Annotated in this window: 11 protein-coding genes; 4 read left to right on the forward strand and 7 right to left on the reverse strand. The window is 67.0% G+C overall.

The annotated features are described in order from the left end of the window. The first annotated feature begins 88 nt into the window (after positions 1-88). Both ACT9F5_RS01920 and ACT9F5_RS01925 read left to right on the forward strand, forming a co-directional pair. Positions 89-1,147 (forward strand): HD domain-containing phosphohydrolase, encoded by a 1,059-nt coding sequence (locus tag ACT9F5_RS01920; RefSeq protein WP_445118256.1) that lies wholly within the window; start codon positions 89-91, stop codon positions 1,145-1,147. Between the two features lie 3 nt (positions 1,148-1,150). Beyond that, positions 1,151-3,337 (forward strand): ATP-binding protein, encoded by a 2,187-nt coding sequence (locus ACT9F5_RS01925; RefSeq protein WP_445118257.1) that lies wholly within the window; start codon positions 1,151-1,153, stop codon positions 3,335-3,337. A gap of 20 nt (positions 3,338-3,357) precedes the next feature. On the opposite strand, the gene ACT9F5_RS01930 is transcribed toward ACT9F5_RS01925, so the two are convergent. Continuing rightward, the gene (locus tag ACT9F5_RS01930) at positions 3,358-4,221 is read right to left on the reverse strand and encodes a crotonase/enoyl-CoA hydratase family protein (RefSeq protein ID WP_445118258.1); all 864 of its coding nucleotides are present in this window, start codon (positions 4,219-4,221) and stop codon (positions 3,358-3,360) included. Between the two features lie 154 nt (positions 4,222-4,375). Further along, on the reverse strand, positions 4,376-6,040 hold the full coding sequence (locus ACT9F5_RS01935; protein ID WP_445118259.1) for a long-chain fatty acid--CoA ligase: 1,665 nt from the start codon (positions 6,038-6,040) through the stop codon (positions 4,376-4,378). 195 nt (positions 6,041-6,235) lie between these two features. Between ACT9F5_RS01935 and ACT9F5_RS01940 the strand changes: the two genes are divergently transcribed. Beyond that, on the forward strand, positions 6,236-6,661 hold the full coding sequence (locus ACT9F5_RS01940) for a nuclear transport factor 2 family protein (RefSeq protein ID WP_445119470.1): 426 nt from the start codon (positions 6,236-6,238) through the stop codon (positions 6,659-6,661). A gap of 25 nt (positions 6,662-6,686) precedes the next feature. On the opposite strand, the gene ACT9F5_RS01945 is transcribed toward ACT9F5_RS01940, so the two are convergent. From ACT9F5_RS01945 to ACT9F5_RS01965, 5 genes are all read right to left on the reverse strand, one after another. Next, the gene (locus tag ACT9F5_RS01945; RefSeq protein WP_445118260.1) at positions 6,687-7,136 is read right to left on the reverse strand and encodes a DMT family transporter; all 450 of its coding nucleotides are present in this window, start codon (positions 7,134-7,136) and stop codon (positions 6,687-6,689) included. 160 nt (positions 7,137-7,296) lie between these two features. Beyond that, on the reverse strand, positions 7,297-10,062 hold the full coding sequence (gene acnA, locus ACT9F5_RS01950; protein WP_445118261.1) for an aconitate hydratase AcnA: 2,766 nt from the start codon (positions 10,060-10,062) through the stop codon (positions 7,297-7,299). 116 nt (positions 10,063-10,178) lie between these two features. Continuing rightward, the gene (hflD, locus tag ACT9F5_RS01955) at positions 10,179-10,778 is read right to left on the reverse strand and encodes a high frequency lysogenization protein HflD (RefSeq protein WP_445119471.1); all 600 of its coding nucleotides are present in this window, start codon (positions 10,776-10,778) and stop codon (positions 10,179-10,181) included. A gap of 20 nt (positions 10,779-10,798) precedes the next feature. Further along, positions 10,799-11,932: a tRNA 2-thiouridine(34) synthase MnmA gene (mnmA, locus tag ACT9F5_RS01960; protein WP_445118262.1), complete on the reverse strand. Its 1,134-nt coding sequence runs from the start codon at positions 11,930-11,932 to the stop codon at positions 10,799-10,801. After that, positions 11,929-12,408, reverse strand: coding sequence for an NUDIX domain-containing protein (locus ACT9F5_RS01965; RefSeq protein WP_445118263.1), 480 nt, complete (start codon positions 12,406-12,408; stop codon positions 11,929-11,931). The genes mnmA and ACT9F5_RS01965 overlap by 4 nt, the downstream gene beginning before the upstream one ends. An 86-nt stretch (positions 12,409-12,494) precedes the next feature. Here ACT9F5_RS01965 and clpS point away from each other — a divergent pair, with 86 nt between their 5' ends. Further along, on the forward strand, positions 12,495-12,815 hold the full coding sequence (gene clpS / locus ACT9F5_RS01970; RefSeq protein ID WP_445099745.1) for an ATP-dependent Clp protease adapter ClpS: 321 nt from the start codon (positions 12,495-12,497) through the stop codon (positions 12,813-12,815). Positions 12,816-12,950: the final 135 nt, after the last annotated feature.

Here is a 12,950-nt window from a genome sequence, read left to right on the forward strand (position 1 = left end):
GCGCGCTGTGGGCGTGCTGTCGGAACGGGAGCGCTGGGCGTATTCTGGGACGGTCAGTGACCGGGGGGACACCCATGGGCAGGCCGTTGTGAACGTTGTCATCGTCGATGACCAGACCTCCGCCCGCACGATGCTGCGGCATATCATCGAGGACATCGGTCCGGACCTGGCGGTGCACGACTTCGGCGAGCCGGATGCCGCGTTGGGCTGGTGCCAGTCGAACCTGCCGGACCTGCTGTTGCTGGACTACCGCATGCCGGGCATGGACGGGCTGGAGTTCGCCCGCCGCTTCCGGCGCGTGCCGTTGCACAGCGACATACCGATCGTCCTGGTGACCGTGGTCGGCGACGAGCCGATACGGCAAGCGGCGCTCGACGCCGGGGTGATCGATTTCCTGGTCAAGCCGGTACGGCCGCGCGAGTTGCGTGCCCGGTGCCGCAACCTGCTGCAACTGCGGCAGCAGTCCGAAGGGGTCAAGCAGCGTGCGCTCTCGCTGGAGCAGCGCCTGCTGTCGAACATGCACGAGCTGGAGGAACGCGAGCGCGAGACCCTGTCGCGGCTGGCGCGCGCGATCGAGTACCGCGACACCGGCACCAGCGTCTACCTGGAACGCATGGCGCACCTGGCCGGCATGATCGCCGAGCACCTCGGCCTGCCCGAGGAAGAAGTCCGGACGATCGAGCTCGCCGCCCCGTTGCACGACATCGGCAAGATCGCGATCCCCGACGCGGTGCTGCTGAAGCCGGGCCCCCTGGACGAGGCGGAAACGGCGGTCATGCGTCGCCATCCGCGCATCGGCCACGAACTGCTCAGCGGCAGCCGCAACCGGTTCATCCAGGCCGGCGCCATCATCGCCTTGCGCCACCATGAACGTTTCGATGGCAGCGGCTATCCCAATGGACTGGTGGGCGAGGAGATCCCGCTGGAAGCGCGGATCGTGGCGGTGGCCGATGTCTTCGATGCGCTGATCTCGGTCCGGCCATACAAGCCCGCGTGGACCGTCGACGCGGCGCTCGCGTACCTTTACGCGCAGCGCGGTCGCCTGTTCGACCCCGCCTGCGTCGACGTGCTTATCCGCAACCGGGCGCAGTTGGAAGAGGTTTGCGGTCGTTATGCAGGAGCAGCCGCCCGGCCGGGCACGGAGTAGGTGATGACACGATCCCTGTCATGGATGAGGCAACGACTGTCGCAGCGCGGCGACAGCGAGCACGGCCAGGCGTTGATCCGGATCGCCGTGTTGCTGGTCGTGCTGGCCTACCTGCTGGTCCGCGGTGCCGGCGGGACATTGGACGCAGCGGCCTATTCGGACGTGCTGGGACTGGTGTTCACCGGCCTGGTGGTCGGCGTCGCGCTGATCGGCTGGATCATCGCCGATCCCCGGGCCTCGCACCTGCGTCGCTGCATCGGGATGCTCGCGGACTACGGCCTGATGACGGTCGCGATGATCCGCATGGGCGAACCGCTGGGCTGGGTCTACGTGATCCTGATGTGGGTGACCGTGGGCAATGGCCTGCGTTACGGCAACCGGTACCTCGTCGGAGCCGTGGTCGCCGCGTTCGTGGGCTTCGGCGCGGTGGTCGTGGGCAACGACTACTGGTGGCTGGCCAACAGGAGCCTGGGCATCGGGCTGCTGCTGGGGCTGGTCGCCATACCGCTTTACCTGTCCGGGCTGTTGCGCGACCTGACCCGTGCCACCCGCGAGGCGCGTCGCGCGAGCGAGGCCAAGAGCCGGTTCCTGGCCAACATGAGCCACGAGTTCCGCACGCCGCTCAACGGCCTGGCCGGCATGTCCGAGTTGCTCTCGACCACCGAGCTCGACAGCGAGCAGCGCGAATGCCTCGATACGATCCAGGCCTCGACCCGCAGCCTGCTGTCGCTGGTGGAGGACGTGCTGGACATCTCCGCGATCGAGGCGGGCAAGGTCAAGCTGAAGTTCATCGCGTTCGACGTGCGCGAACTGGTCGAGGGCATCGGCCTGATCCTGCAACCGCAGGCGCGCAGCAAGCAGCTGCGTTACGTCGCGACCGTGGCCCCCGAAGTGCCCGATGCCGTGTGTGGCGATGACGTCCACCTGCGCCAGGTCCTGGTCAACATGGCCGGCAACGCGATCAAGTTCACCGACCACGGCTCGGTCCGGTTCGATGTCGCATTGATCGAACAGGACAGCCATCGCGTCAGGTTACGGTTCACCGTCACCGATACCGGCATCGGCGTGCCGATGGCGATCCGCAACCGCCTGTTCGAGGCGTTCGAGCAGGCCGATGCGAGCCTGGGGCGCCGCTACGGCGGCACCGGGCTGGGCACCACCATCGCCAAGGGTCTGGCCGAAGCCATGGGTGGCAGCATCGGATTCGAGAGCACCGAGCAGCGCGGCAGCCGCTTCTGGGTGGAAGTGCCCTTCGACCGGGTGGCAGCGGCGCCGGTCGCCTCCGGTACCGGTGCGTCGGGCGGTACCGCACCGGCCGACCCGGCCACCGAAAGCCCCGAGAATGTCATCGCCTTCTCCGATCCATTCCTCCGGCATCGCGCGCGGGTGAGGAGCCTGCAGGTCCTGGTCGCCGACGACCACGCTGCCAACCGGATGGTGTTGCAGAGGCTGCTGCAGAAGGCCGGCCATCGCGTGACCTGCGTCGACGACGGGGAGGGCGTGCTGGCTGCGCTGGACGTGTCCGACTACGACGTCGTGATCGCCGACCTGCACATGCCGCGGCTCAGCGGGCTGGACCTGCTGAGGCAGTTGCGCGTGATGGAAGCCGGCGGCGGACGGCGCACGCCGGTATTGATGCTCAGTGCCGACGTGACCCCGGAATCAATCCAGGCCTGCGAGCAGGCTGGTGCCCGTGCATTCATGGCCAAGCCGGTCTCGATCAAGCGGATGCTGGACACCCTGGCCGAGATCGCACTGAATGTCCGCATCGTCGAGCCCGCCGCGTCCCGTGCGCCCGCCATTGCCCCGGTGCGGGTCGAGGGCGTGTTCGATGCGGGCGTTCTCGACGAACTTGCCGCCCTTGGCATGGGGGACAACTTCGAGCGCGAGTTCATCACCCAATGCCTGGGCGATGCCGAAGCGTGCATCTCGGCGCTCGCGGAAGCCGGTGAATCGGGCGGCTGGGACCTGCTGCGCGACCAGGCGCACGCGCTGAAGGGCGTGGCCAGCAACCTGGGGCTGGTCAAGCTCGCGTCCGCGAGCAGCGAGGTCATGGGCCTGGCCGACTGGCAACTGGCCAACGAATGGCGCAGGCGCCTGGGCAACCTCGGCGATGGCCTGGCCCAGGGCAGGATGGCGCTCGACGCACGCGATCGTGCGAAGAATGCACGTGGCGAGCGCTCCCCCTGAACGCACCGTTGGCAGCCCCGTCAACCGGCGGCCTCTGCCATCGAGCGTCGCGCCTGCGCCTTGACGATCCGGTCCATCGTGCGCAGTGATCGCTCGTCCAGCGCCAGCGCGGTATCCACCCAGACTTCGGTGATCCCCATCAGCTCGTCGTAGCCGACCGGCTGCGAGATTCCGCGAACCGCATTGAGCGCCAGGTGGGCATGCGGCGCGCGTTGCTGGCGGCGAATCAGGTCCTGCACGGCGGTCGCGCCCTGTCCCTTTGGCACCAGGATGTCGACCACCCCAAGCCGGTGCAGTTCGTCGCTGCTGTAGATGCGGCCTTCGAGGATGATCCTCTCCGCCAGTTGCGGCGACACCCGCTTGCACAGGAACGAGTACGCCCCCATGCCCGGGAACAGCCCGAACAACACTTCCGGCAAGCCCATGTCGACGCCTTCCTCGGCGACGATCGTGTGGCAGGACAGGGCGAGCTCCAGCCCGCCACCGAGGGCGTCTCCCTGTACAAGTGCAATGGTACGGACGTCCCCGCCCAGGCCGGTGTGGAAATGGTGCACTCCCTCGACGCAACGCCGGGCATAGTCGAGCAGGCGCTCGCGGTTGCCATCCCTGATCAGCCGGGAGAACAGGGCAAGGTCCCCGCCCAGATTGAACGCGGAGGCATCGGACGCGAGTACCACGTGCCGCAGCTTGCCGGTGGCACGCTGGCTATCGCGGAGGGTGATCGACGACAGGTAACTCCACATGTCGTGCATCAGTTCGGTGCGGAAGCACGGCCGGTCGTTGTCGGCGTGCATGTACAGCCAGTGCGCTTCACCGCCGGCATCGGACTCGATGCGTAATGTCGGGTAGGGACGGATGCGGTGAAGCTTCTCGATCAAACTCATGGTGCGGTCCTCGGAGGTGGCCGCCCGCATGCAGGGTGGGCGCGAGCGGCGTGATGAAGCCCACGTTTTCGATGCTACACCTGAACCGTGTACCAACAGGAAAGCCCCTCGCGGGAGGGGCTTCCGGGCAACGCCTTTTTGAACCCCCGAGGACTCAGTCGCGCAATTCGCGTCGCAGGATCTTGCCGACATTGGTCTTGGGCAACTCGTCGCGGAATTCCACGTGGTGTGGCCGCTTGTAGCCGGTCAGGTTGGCGCGCGCGTGCTGCAAGACCTGCTCCGCAGTCAACGACGGATCCTTCTTGACGATCACGACCTTGACCGCCTCGCCGGATTTCTCGTCCGGCACGCCCACCGCGGCGACCTCGAGCACGCCCGGCATCATCGCGACCACGTCCTCGATCTCGTTGGGGTACACGTTGAAACCCGAGACCAGGATCATGTCTTTCTTGCGGTCGACGATGTAGAAGAAGCCCTGCTCGTCCATCTTCGCCATGTCGCCGGTGTGCAGCCAGCCGTTGGCATCCAGGACCTCGGCGGTTTCCTGCGGACGCTGCCAGTAGCCCTTCATGACCTGCGGGCCGCGGATGCACAGCTCGCCGACCTCGCCAAGCGGGACGTCGTTGCCATCCTCGTCCTTCAGGCAGGCATCGGTGGACGGGATCGGCAGGCCGATCGAGCCGTTGTACTCGGCCAAGTCCATCGGATTGATGCAGGCCGCGGGCGACGTCTCGGTCAGGCCGTAGGCCTCGACCAGGGTGCAGCCGGTGGCCTTTTTCCAGCGTTCGGCGACGGCGCGCTGGACCGCCATGCCGCCGCCGAGGGTGAGGTGCAGGCCGGAGAAGTCGATGTCCTCGAAACCGGGCGTGTTGAGCAGGCCGTTGAACAGCGTATTGACGCCGGTGATCGCGGTGAAACGGGTGTTCTTGAGTTCCTTGATGAAGCCCGGCATGTCGCGCGGGTTGGTGATCATGTGGTTGAGGCCGCCGAACTTCATGAAGACCAGACCGTTCGCCGTCAACGCGAAGATGTGGTACAGCGGCAGCGCGGTGATGATCACTTCCTCGCCGAGCTTCACGTTGGTGCCGACCCATGCCGCGGCCTGCTGCATGTTCGCGACCAGGTTGCGGTGGGTCAGCATCGCGCCCTTGGCGACGCCAGTGGTGCCGCCGGTGTACTGCAGGAACGCGATGTCGTCCGGTCGCGCGTCGATCTGCGGCAGCGTGTGCTTCCGCCCGAGCGCAAGGGTGTCCTCGAACCGGACCGCGCCGGGGATGGAGTAGTCGGGCACCATCTTCTTGACATGCCTGAGCACGAAATTGACGACCGCGCCCTTCGGGAAGGCGAGCATGTCGCCCAGGCCGGTGGTGATCACCTTGCGGACCTGGCTATCGGCAAGGACCTGCTGGACGGTGTCGCCGAAGTTGTCGAGCACCAGCACCGCGACCGCACCCGAGTCGACCAGCTGGTGGCGGAGTTCGCGCGCGGTGTACATCGGGTTGGTGTTGACCACGGTCAAACCGGCCCGGAGGATCCCGAACGTGGCGATCGGGTACTGCAGGCAGTTGGGCATCATGATCGCGACGCGGTCACCCTTCTTCAGGCCCAACTCGCCCAGCAGGTAGGCGGCGAACTGCTTGCTGAGGGTGTCGATCTCGCCGTAGGTCAGGGTCTTGCCGAGGCTCGCGAACGCCGGACGGTCGCGGTACTTGTCGATCGCGGTTTCCAGCACCGCGACGACCGACGGAAACTCGTCGACGTCGATTTGCGCGGGGACCCCGGCCGGATACTGATCAAGCCACGGACGTTCGACACTCATCGCGATCCCCTTTGTTTTGATTTTCCGACCTGGTGCAGCACCGCTGGCCGTGACCTGCTGTCCGATCCGCAGCCGTACGGTGTCCAAACGATTGGAGCATAGGGGGCAGGGACTGGCAAGGCGGAGCGCGTACTGCGAGGCGTGTGCCACGATGGGCACGTGATTGCGGACGGGGGAGGCCCGGCATTGAACTGCATGGTGCGATGGGCGTTGGTGTTGGCGGCTGCGTGCCTGCTGGCTGGCTGTGCAAGGACGCCGCCGGAACAGGCGTTGCGGGAAACGATGCAGGCACTGCGGGGTGCGGTGGAACAGCGCGACGCGTCGGCTGTGGCGGACCATCTGGCCGATGATTTTGTCGGGCCCGACGGAATGGACCGCGACGGCGCCAGGCGGTTGGCAGCAGTGGCGTTCCTGCGTCATCGCGATGTCGGAGTGACCCTCGGCCCCGTTGATGTGTCGGTGAAACAGGACCACGCGACGGTTCACTTCACGGCGGTATTGACCGGGGGCTCCGGCCGGGCGCTGCCGGACGCTGCGCGGCTATACGACGTGGAAACGGGCTGGCGACTGGAGGAGGGCGACTGGCACCTGACCAGTGCACGCTGGACGCCGCGACTTTAGGGCAGCGGGATCGGAGCGCCCTGTGCTACTGCTTCCACGGCTGGACCACGAGCAGGACGCCACCCAGGATCAACAGGACCCCGGCGATGCGCATCGGACTGGCCGGCTGCGGTGCATGCAGGACACCGAAGTGGTCAAGCAGCACCGCACCCGTCAGCTGGCCCAGGACGGTCAACGAGATGAGCGCCGAGGCGCCGAGCCGTGGAACGGTAAGCGTGGCGATGGCGACATAGGCCGCGCCGATGAGGCCGCCCGTCCATGCCCACGCCGGCAAGCGTGCCAGTTGGTCGACGCTGGGCCACGCGGGGCGCATTGCCACCAGCAGCACGACCAGGCTGGCGGTGCCGACCAGGAATGAAACCGTCGCGGCGAACACCGCGCCTGCGGTGACCTGGCCGAGGCGCGCATTGACCAGCGCCTGCAGCGGCAACACCGCGCCGACCGCAACGACCAGCAGGAATATCAGGTATTTCATGACGGCGACCGATGGCACGCGGTTGGATGCGTCGCGCGAGTCTGACACGACGCTGGCGATCGGGACGTTGCAAAGAAAAACGGGCGACCGAAGCCGCCCGTTCCGTTTCCGTCCGCCATTCCGTTGGGCGACCGCCGGCAACCGGCGTCGCCGCGCGGAGTCAGGCGGCCTTCTTGGCCGCCAGCTGGCGCAGCACGTAGTGCAGGATGCCGCCGTGGCGGAAATACTCGACTTCCTTCGGGGTCAACAGCAGCACCTTGACCTGGAAAGTCGTCTCGCTGCCATCCGCCTTGCGGGCCACCACGGTGGCGCGCTTCGACTTGCCATCCTCCAGGCCGGTCACCTCGATGGTCTCGGACCCGTCCAGGCCGTGGGTCTTGACGCTCTCGCCGTCGAGGAACTGCAGCGGCAGCACGCCCATGCCGACCAGGTTCGAACGGTGGATGCGCTCGAAGCTCTCCGCCACGACCGCCTTCACGCCCAGCAGGATCGTGCCCTTGGCCGCCCAGTCGCGCGATGAACCGGTACCGTATTCCTTGCCGGCGAACACCACCAGCGGAGTGCCTTCGGCCTTGTACTTCATCGCCGCGTCGTAGATCGACATGCGCTCGCCGGCGCCGCCGTCCTTGCCGAAGTGCAGGGTGTAGCCGCCTTCCTCGCCACCCATCATCAGGTTCTTGATACGGATGTTGGCAAAGGTGCCGCGGACCATCACGTCGTCGTTGCCGCGGCGCGAACCGTAGCTGTTGAAGTCGGCCGGCTGCACGCCGCGCGACTGCAGGAACTGGCCCGCCGGCGAGTCCTTCTTGATGTTGCCGGCCGGCGAGATGTGGTCGGTGGTGATCGAGTCGCCGAACAGACCCATCACGCGCGCACCGTGGATGTCATCGATGCTGCCGACGTCCATGGTCATGCCTTCGAAGTACGGCGGGTTCTTGATGTAGGTCGAGGCCTCGTCCCAGGCGAACGACTCGCCGGTCGGCGAGGCGATCTGGTTCCAGCGGGTATCGCCCTTGAACACGTCGGCGTAGTTCTGCGCAAACAGCTCCGGGCCGACGGTCGCGGCGATCATGTCGCCGATCTCCTTGTTGCTCGGCCAGATGTCGCGCAGGTAGACGTCGTTGCCGTCGGTGTCCTTGCCCAGCGGCTCGGTGGTCAGGTCGATGTCGACGGTGCCGGCGATCGCGTAGGCGACCACCAGCGGCGGCGAGGCGAGGTAGTTCATCTTCACTTCGGAGTGCACGCGGCCCTCGAAGTTGCGGTTGCCCGACAGCACCGACGCGACCGCCAGGTCGTTCTCGGCGATGCCCTTCGACACCGCTTCCGGTAGCGGGCCGGAGTTGCCGATACAGGTGGTGCAGCCATAGCCGACGACGTAGAAGCCGAGCTTCTCCAGGTCGGTCAGCACGCCGGCCTTTTCGAGGTAGTCGGTGACCACGCGCGAGCCGGGGCCGAGCGACGGCTTGACCCACGGCGCCGAGGTCAGGCCCCTGGCGGCGGCGTTGCGCGCCAGCAGGCCGGCGCCGAGCATCACCGCCGGGTTGGAGGTGTTGGTGCAGGAGGTGATCGCGGCAATCACCACCGAACCGTCTCGCAGCTCGACGTCCTGGTCCTTGATGTTGATGCGCGAGCAGACCGGCGGAGCCGCCAGCCGATCGGCCTGTTCCTGGCCACCGCCTTCCTTCTCGAAGCGCTGGATCTGGCGGTCGGTCGGGTCGCGGTGGGCGACCAGCGGACCGACGTTATTGCGGAAGTTGGCCTGCATGTCGGACAGCAGCACGCGGTCCTGCGGGCGCTTGGGGCCGGCCAGCGACGGCATGACGGTGCCCATGTCGAGCTCCAGCGTCGCCGAATAGGAGGCCTCGGCCTGGCCCGGCTCGTGCCACATGCCCTGCGCCCTGGCGTAGGCCTCGACCAGCGCGACCTGCTCGTCGCTGCGGCCGGACAGGCGCAGGTAGCGCACCGCCTCGGCGTCGACCGGGAAGATGCCGCAGGTCGCGCCGTACTCGGGCGCCATGTTGGCGATGGTCGCGCGGTCGGCCAGCGGCAGGTGCTGCAGGCCGTCGCCGAAGAACTCGACGAACTTGCCGACCACGCCGTGCTTGCGCAGCATCTCGGTGACGGTCAGCACCAGGTCGGTCGCGGTGGCGCCCTCGGGCAGCTTGCCGGACAGCTTGAAGCCGACCACCTGCGGGATCAGCATCGACGACGGTTGGCCCAGCATCGCGGCCTCGGCCTCGATGCCGCCGACGCCCCAGCCGAGCACGCCGATGCCGTTGATCATGGTGGTGTGGCTGTCGGTACCGAACACGGTGTCCGGGAAGGCCAGCAACTGACCGTCGACTTCGCGCTCCATGACGACGCGGGCGAGGTTCTCCAGGTTCACTTGGTGGACGATGCCGGTGTTGGGCGGCACCACCTTGAAGTCTTCGAGCGCGGTCTGGCCCCAGCGCAGGAAGCTGTAGCGTTCCATGTTGCGCTCGAACTCGATCTTGCCGTTGATGTCCAGCGCATCGGGGCGGCCGAAGACATCAACCTGCACGGAGTGGTCGATGACCAGTTCCGACGGGATCAGCGGATTGATCTGGTTGGCATTGCCGCCGAGCTTGCTGACGGCGTCGCGCATCGCGGCCAGGTCGACCACGCAGGGCACGCCGGTGAAGTCCTGAAGCACCACGCGCGCCGGCATGAAGGCGATTTCGGTATCCGGCTCGGCCTTGGCATCCCACTGCGCGACCGCTTCGATGTGGTCCTTGCCGACCGTGATGCCGCCATCCTCGTGGCGCAGCAGGTTTTCCAGCAGGATCTTCATCGAGTAGGGCAACTTGCCCAGGTCGAAGCGCTTGCCCAGCGTGGGCAGGCTGAAGTAGGTGTAGGACTTGCCATTGACGTCGAGTTGCGCGCGGGTGGCGAAGGAGTCGGCCATTGGGAGCTCCGTGGCTAATGCAGCAGGGGAGGATGACGCGGAGCAGGTGGAAAAACACCGCTTCCGAGCCCCGTGATTATGCCGCAAACCCCATTAATTTGCCGCGACGAGCGGTATCAGCGCAGCTGCGACTCGACCGCGGCGGCCATGTCGCGGCGTCGCAACAGGAAATCCCAAAGGCTGCCACCGAGCTGGCGCCACAGCACTGCCGAGCGCACCGCTGCCAGCAGTACCGCGCGCACCTCGGCCACGACCGCGGGCTGTCCGAGGTAATGCGGGTTGCCTTGGACCAGCACCCGCGGGCGCAGGTGGCTGAGGGTTTCGGCATACAGGCTGCCGAGCGCGGCGAGCACGTCCGGATGGGTGCTGCCGTTCTGCCTGGCGGCATCGGACTGGGCCTGGATGCCACGTTGCACTTTGTGGGCCATGTCGTCGTCCTGCACGAAGCGGCGCTCCAGTTGCATCACCGCCAGCGCGAGGCGCGGCAACTGCTCGTCACGCGGCTGGCCGCCGAAATAGTCACGCAGCAGCATCAGGCCGGGTCGCAGGTTTTCCCTGCCGCCATAGACCGTCGCCGCGGTGTCTGCATCGATCCGGAAGATCGAGTCCAGCGAGGTCGCGAGCACGCTCTCGTTGGCCTGGCCGGTATCGGCGATGCGGCGCACCTGGGCCAGGGCCTGGGCCAGGCCGGCCAGCGCCAGTACGCGCTCGGACATCGGATGGGTGGGGCGGTCACTCATGTGGTCTGGGCCTTCAGGCGTTGTTCGAGCGGGGCATCGGTGGTGGCAATGACGGCGCCGCCGAGGCAGGTGTCGTTGTCGTACAGCACCACGGACTGTCCGGGGGTCACTGCACGTTGGGGGCGGTCGAAGCGGACTTCCAGCGTGCCGGCGTCGTTGACCGTGACCTCGCAGGCTTCGTCAGCCTGGCGGTAGCGGGTCTGCGCGGTGCATGTGAATTGCCCGGCGGGCGGGGATCCGGCGATCCAGTGCGCGGTCTCCGACCGGAGCGTGCGCGATTGCAGCCAAGGGTTGTCGTGGCCCTGGTCGACGTAAAGCACGTTGGCGGCCACGTCCTTGCCAACCACGTACCACGGCGCCGGTTCGAAGCCGCGGACGCCGCCAATGTTGAGGCCTTCGCGTTGACCGATCGTGTAGTAGAACACGCCGGAATGGGCGCCGATGCGCTGGCCCGCGGGCGTGCGCACCTCGCCCTCGCGCGCGGGCAGGTAGCGGCCGAGGAACGCGCGGAAGTCGCGCTCGCCGATGAAGCAGATCCCGGTCGAATCCTTCTTGGCGGCGGTTGGCAGGCCGGCCTCGCGGGCGATCCGGCGTACGTCGGGTTTGGCCAGTTCGCCCAGCGGGAAACGGGTCGCGGCCAACTGCGCCTGGCCGAGCTGGTGCAGGAAGTAGCTCTGGTCCTTGTCGCGATCGACGGCACGCAGCAGGCGATGCCGGCCGCCGTCGCTCGCGACGCGGGCGTAATGACCTGTGGCGATGAACTCCGCCCCCAGGTCGTGGGCGGCGTCGAGGAAGTGCCTGAACTTGATCTCGCGGTTGCACAGCACGTCCGGGTTGGGCGTGCGGCCGGCGGCGTACTCGGCGAGGAAATGCTCGAACACGCCGTTCCAGTACTCCCCGGAGAAGTCGCGGAAATGGATCGGGATTCCGAGCCGTCCCGATACCGCCACCGCGTCGCGACGGTCGTCTTCGGCACGGCAGTCCCCGCTCCCGTCGTCGGCCCAGTTCTGCATGAACAAACCGGCGACCGGCTCGCCGGCATCGCGCAGCAGCAGCGCGGCAACCGACGAATCGACTCCGCCGGACATGCCGACGATGGTCCGGGCGGGCAGGGCGGGACCATCGGTCATGCCAGTTGCTGCATCAGGTCCAGCGGATGGCGGCGGCCGGCCAGGTAGTCGGCGACGACCTGCCATACCAGCGGACTGCGGTGCCGTGCCTGCTGTCCCTGCAATTCGGCCGGGCTCAGCCACAGCGCCTGCACGATGCCGGTGTCCAGCGGACGGGCCGGGTCATGGCTGACCGGTTCGGCGGCAAACGCGAAGCGCAGGTAATGGCGCCCGTCGCTGCCATCCGCGTGGGGCGGCGCCTTCCACTGGTAGGCGCCCACGAAAGCGGTCAGGCGGACGTCCCAGCCGGTTTCCTCGCGGGTTTCTCGCAGGGCGGCTTCGAGCAGGCTCTCGTCGGGCTCCAGGTGTCCGGCCGGCTGGTTCAGCACCAGTCGGCCGCCGGCGGTCTCTTCGACCATCAGCAGGCGGCCATCGCGCACCACCACCGTGGCGACGGTCACGTCCGGTTGCCAGAAACGGCCTTCGCGGTAGCTCAAGGAACATCCAGAGGGGGAACACGTTGTGGTCATTCTGCCCGTCGTGCCGCATGGGCGTCCAACGGCGGCGGCTTTATAATCGGCCCATGCCCAGACAGACCGACCACGACCACCAGCACGGCGCCATGGTGGAAACCGGCAAGCCGGAGGTGGCCCGACCGCCGCTGTATTCGGTGATGCTGCTCAACGACGACTACACCCCGATGGATTTCGTGGTCGAGGTGCTGATGCGGTTCTTCCCGATGACCGCCGAGAACGCGACCCAGATCATGCTCCACGTGCACACCCGCGGCCGCGGCGTTTGCGGGGTGTTCACGCGTGAAGTGGCCGAATCGAAGGTAGCCCAGGTCAACGAGTTTTCCAGGCTCAACCAGCACCCGTTGTTGTGCACCATGGAAAAGGCCTGAAGCCACCGGGCGCCGCGTTTTCTGAATTGAGGGAAACCAGTCGCCCCCGAGGAACAGCCAGGCAGCCGCGGATGACATGGAAAAGCTCGCGCACACCCCCATCTAGGATCGCAGTAGCTTTTTTGGAGGCAACCG

It is taken from the genome of Lysobacter sp. F6437 (assembly GCF_052547215.1).

What these genes read in the sequence shown, in the direction of transcription:
- clpS (WP_445099745.1), top strand. Translation starts at nt 12,495, where the DNA reads ATGCCCAGACAGACCGACCACGACCACCAGCACGGCGCCATGGTGGAA.
- ACT9F5_RS01925 (WP_445118257.1), top strand. Translation starts at nt 1,151, where the DNA reads ATGACACGATCCCTGTCATGGATGAGGCAACGACTGTCGCAGCGCGGC.
- acnA (WP_445118261.1), bottom strand. Translation starts at nt 10,062, where the DNA reads ATGGCCGACTCCTTCGCCACCCGCGCGCAACTCGACGTCAATGGCAAG.
- ACT9F5_RS01945 (WP_445118260.1), bottom strand. Translation starts at nt 7,136, where the DNA reads ATGAAATACCTGATATTCCTGCTGGTCGTTGCGGTCGGCGCGGTGTTG.
- ACT9F5_RS01940 (WP_445119470.1), top strand. Translation starts at nt 6,236, where the DNA reads ATGGTGCGATGGGCGTTGGTGTTGGCGGCTGCGTGCCTGCTGGCTGGC.
- hflD (WP_445119471.1), bottom strand. Translation starts at nt 10,778, where the DNA reads ATGTCCGAGCGCGTACTGGCGCTGGCCGGCCTGGCCCAGGCCCTGGCC.
- ACT9F5_RS01930 (WP_445118258.1), bottom strand. Translation starts at nt 4,221, where the DNA reads ATGAGTTTGATCGAGAAGCTTCACCGCATCCGTCCCTACCCGACATTA.
- ACT9F5_RS01935 (WP_445118259.1), bottom strand. Translation starts at nt 6,040, where the DNA reads ATGAGTGTCGAACGTCCGTGGCTTGATCAGTATCCGGCCGGGGTCCCC.
- mnmA (WP_445118262.1), bottom strand. Translation starts at nt 11,932, where the DNA reads ATGACCGATGGTCCCGCCCTGCCCGCCCGGACCATCGTCGGCATGTCC.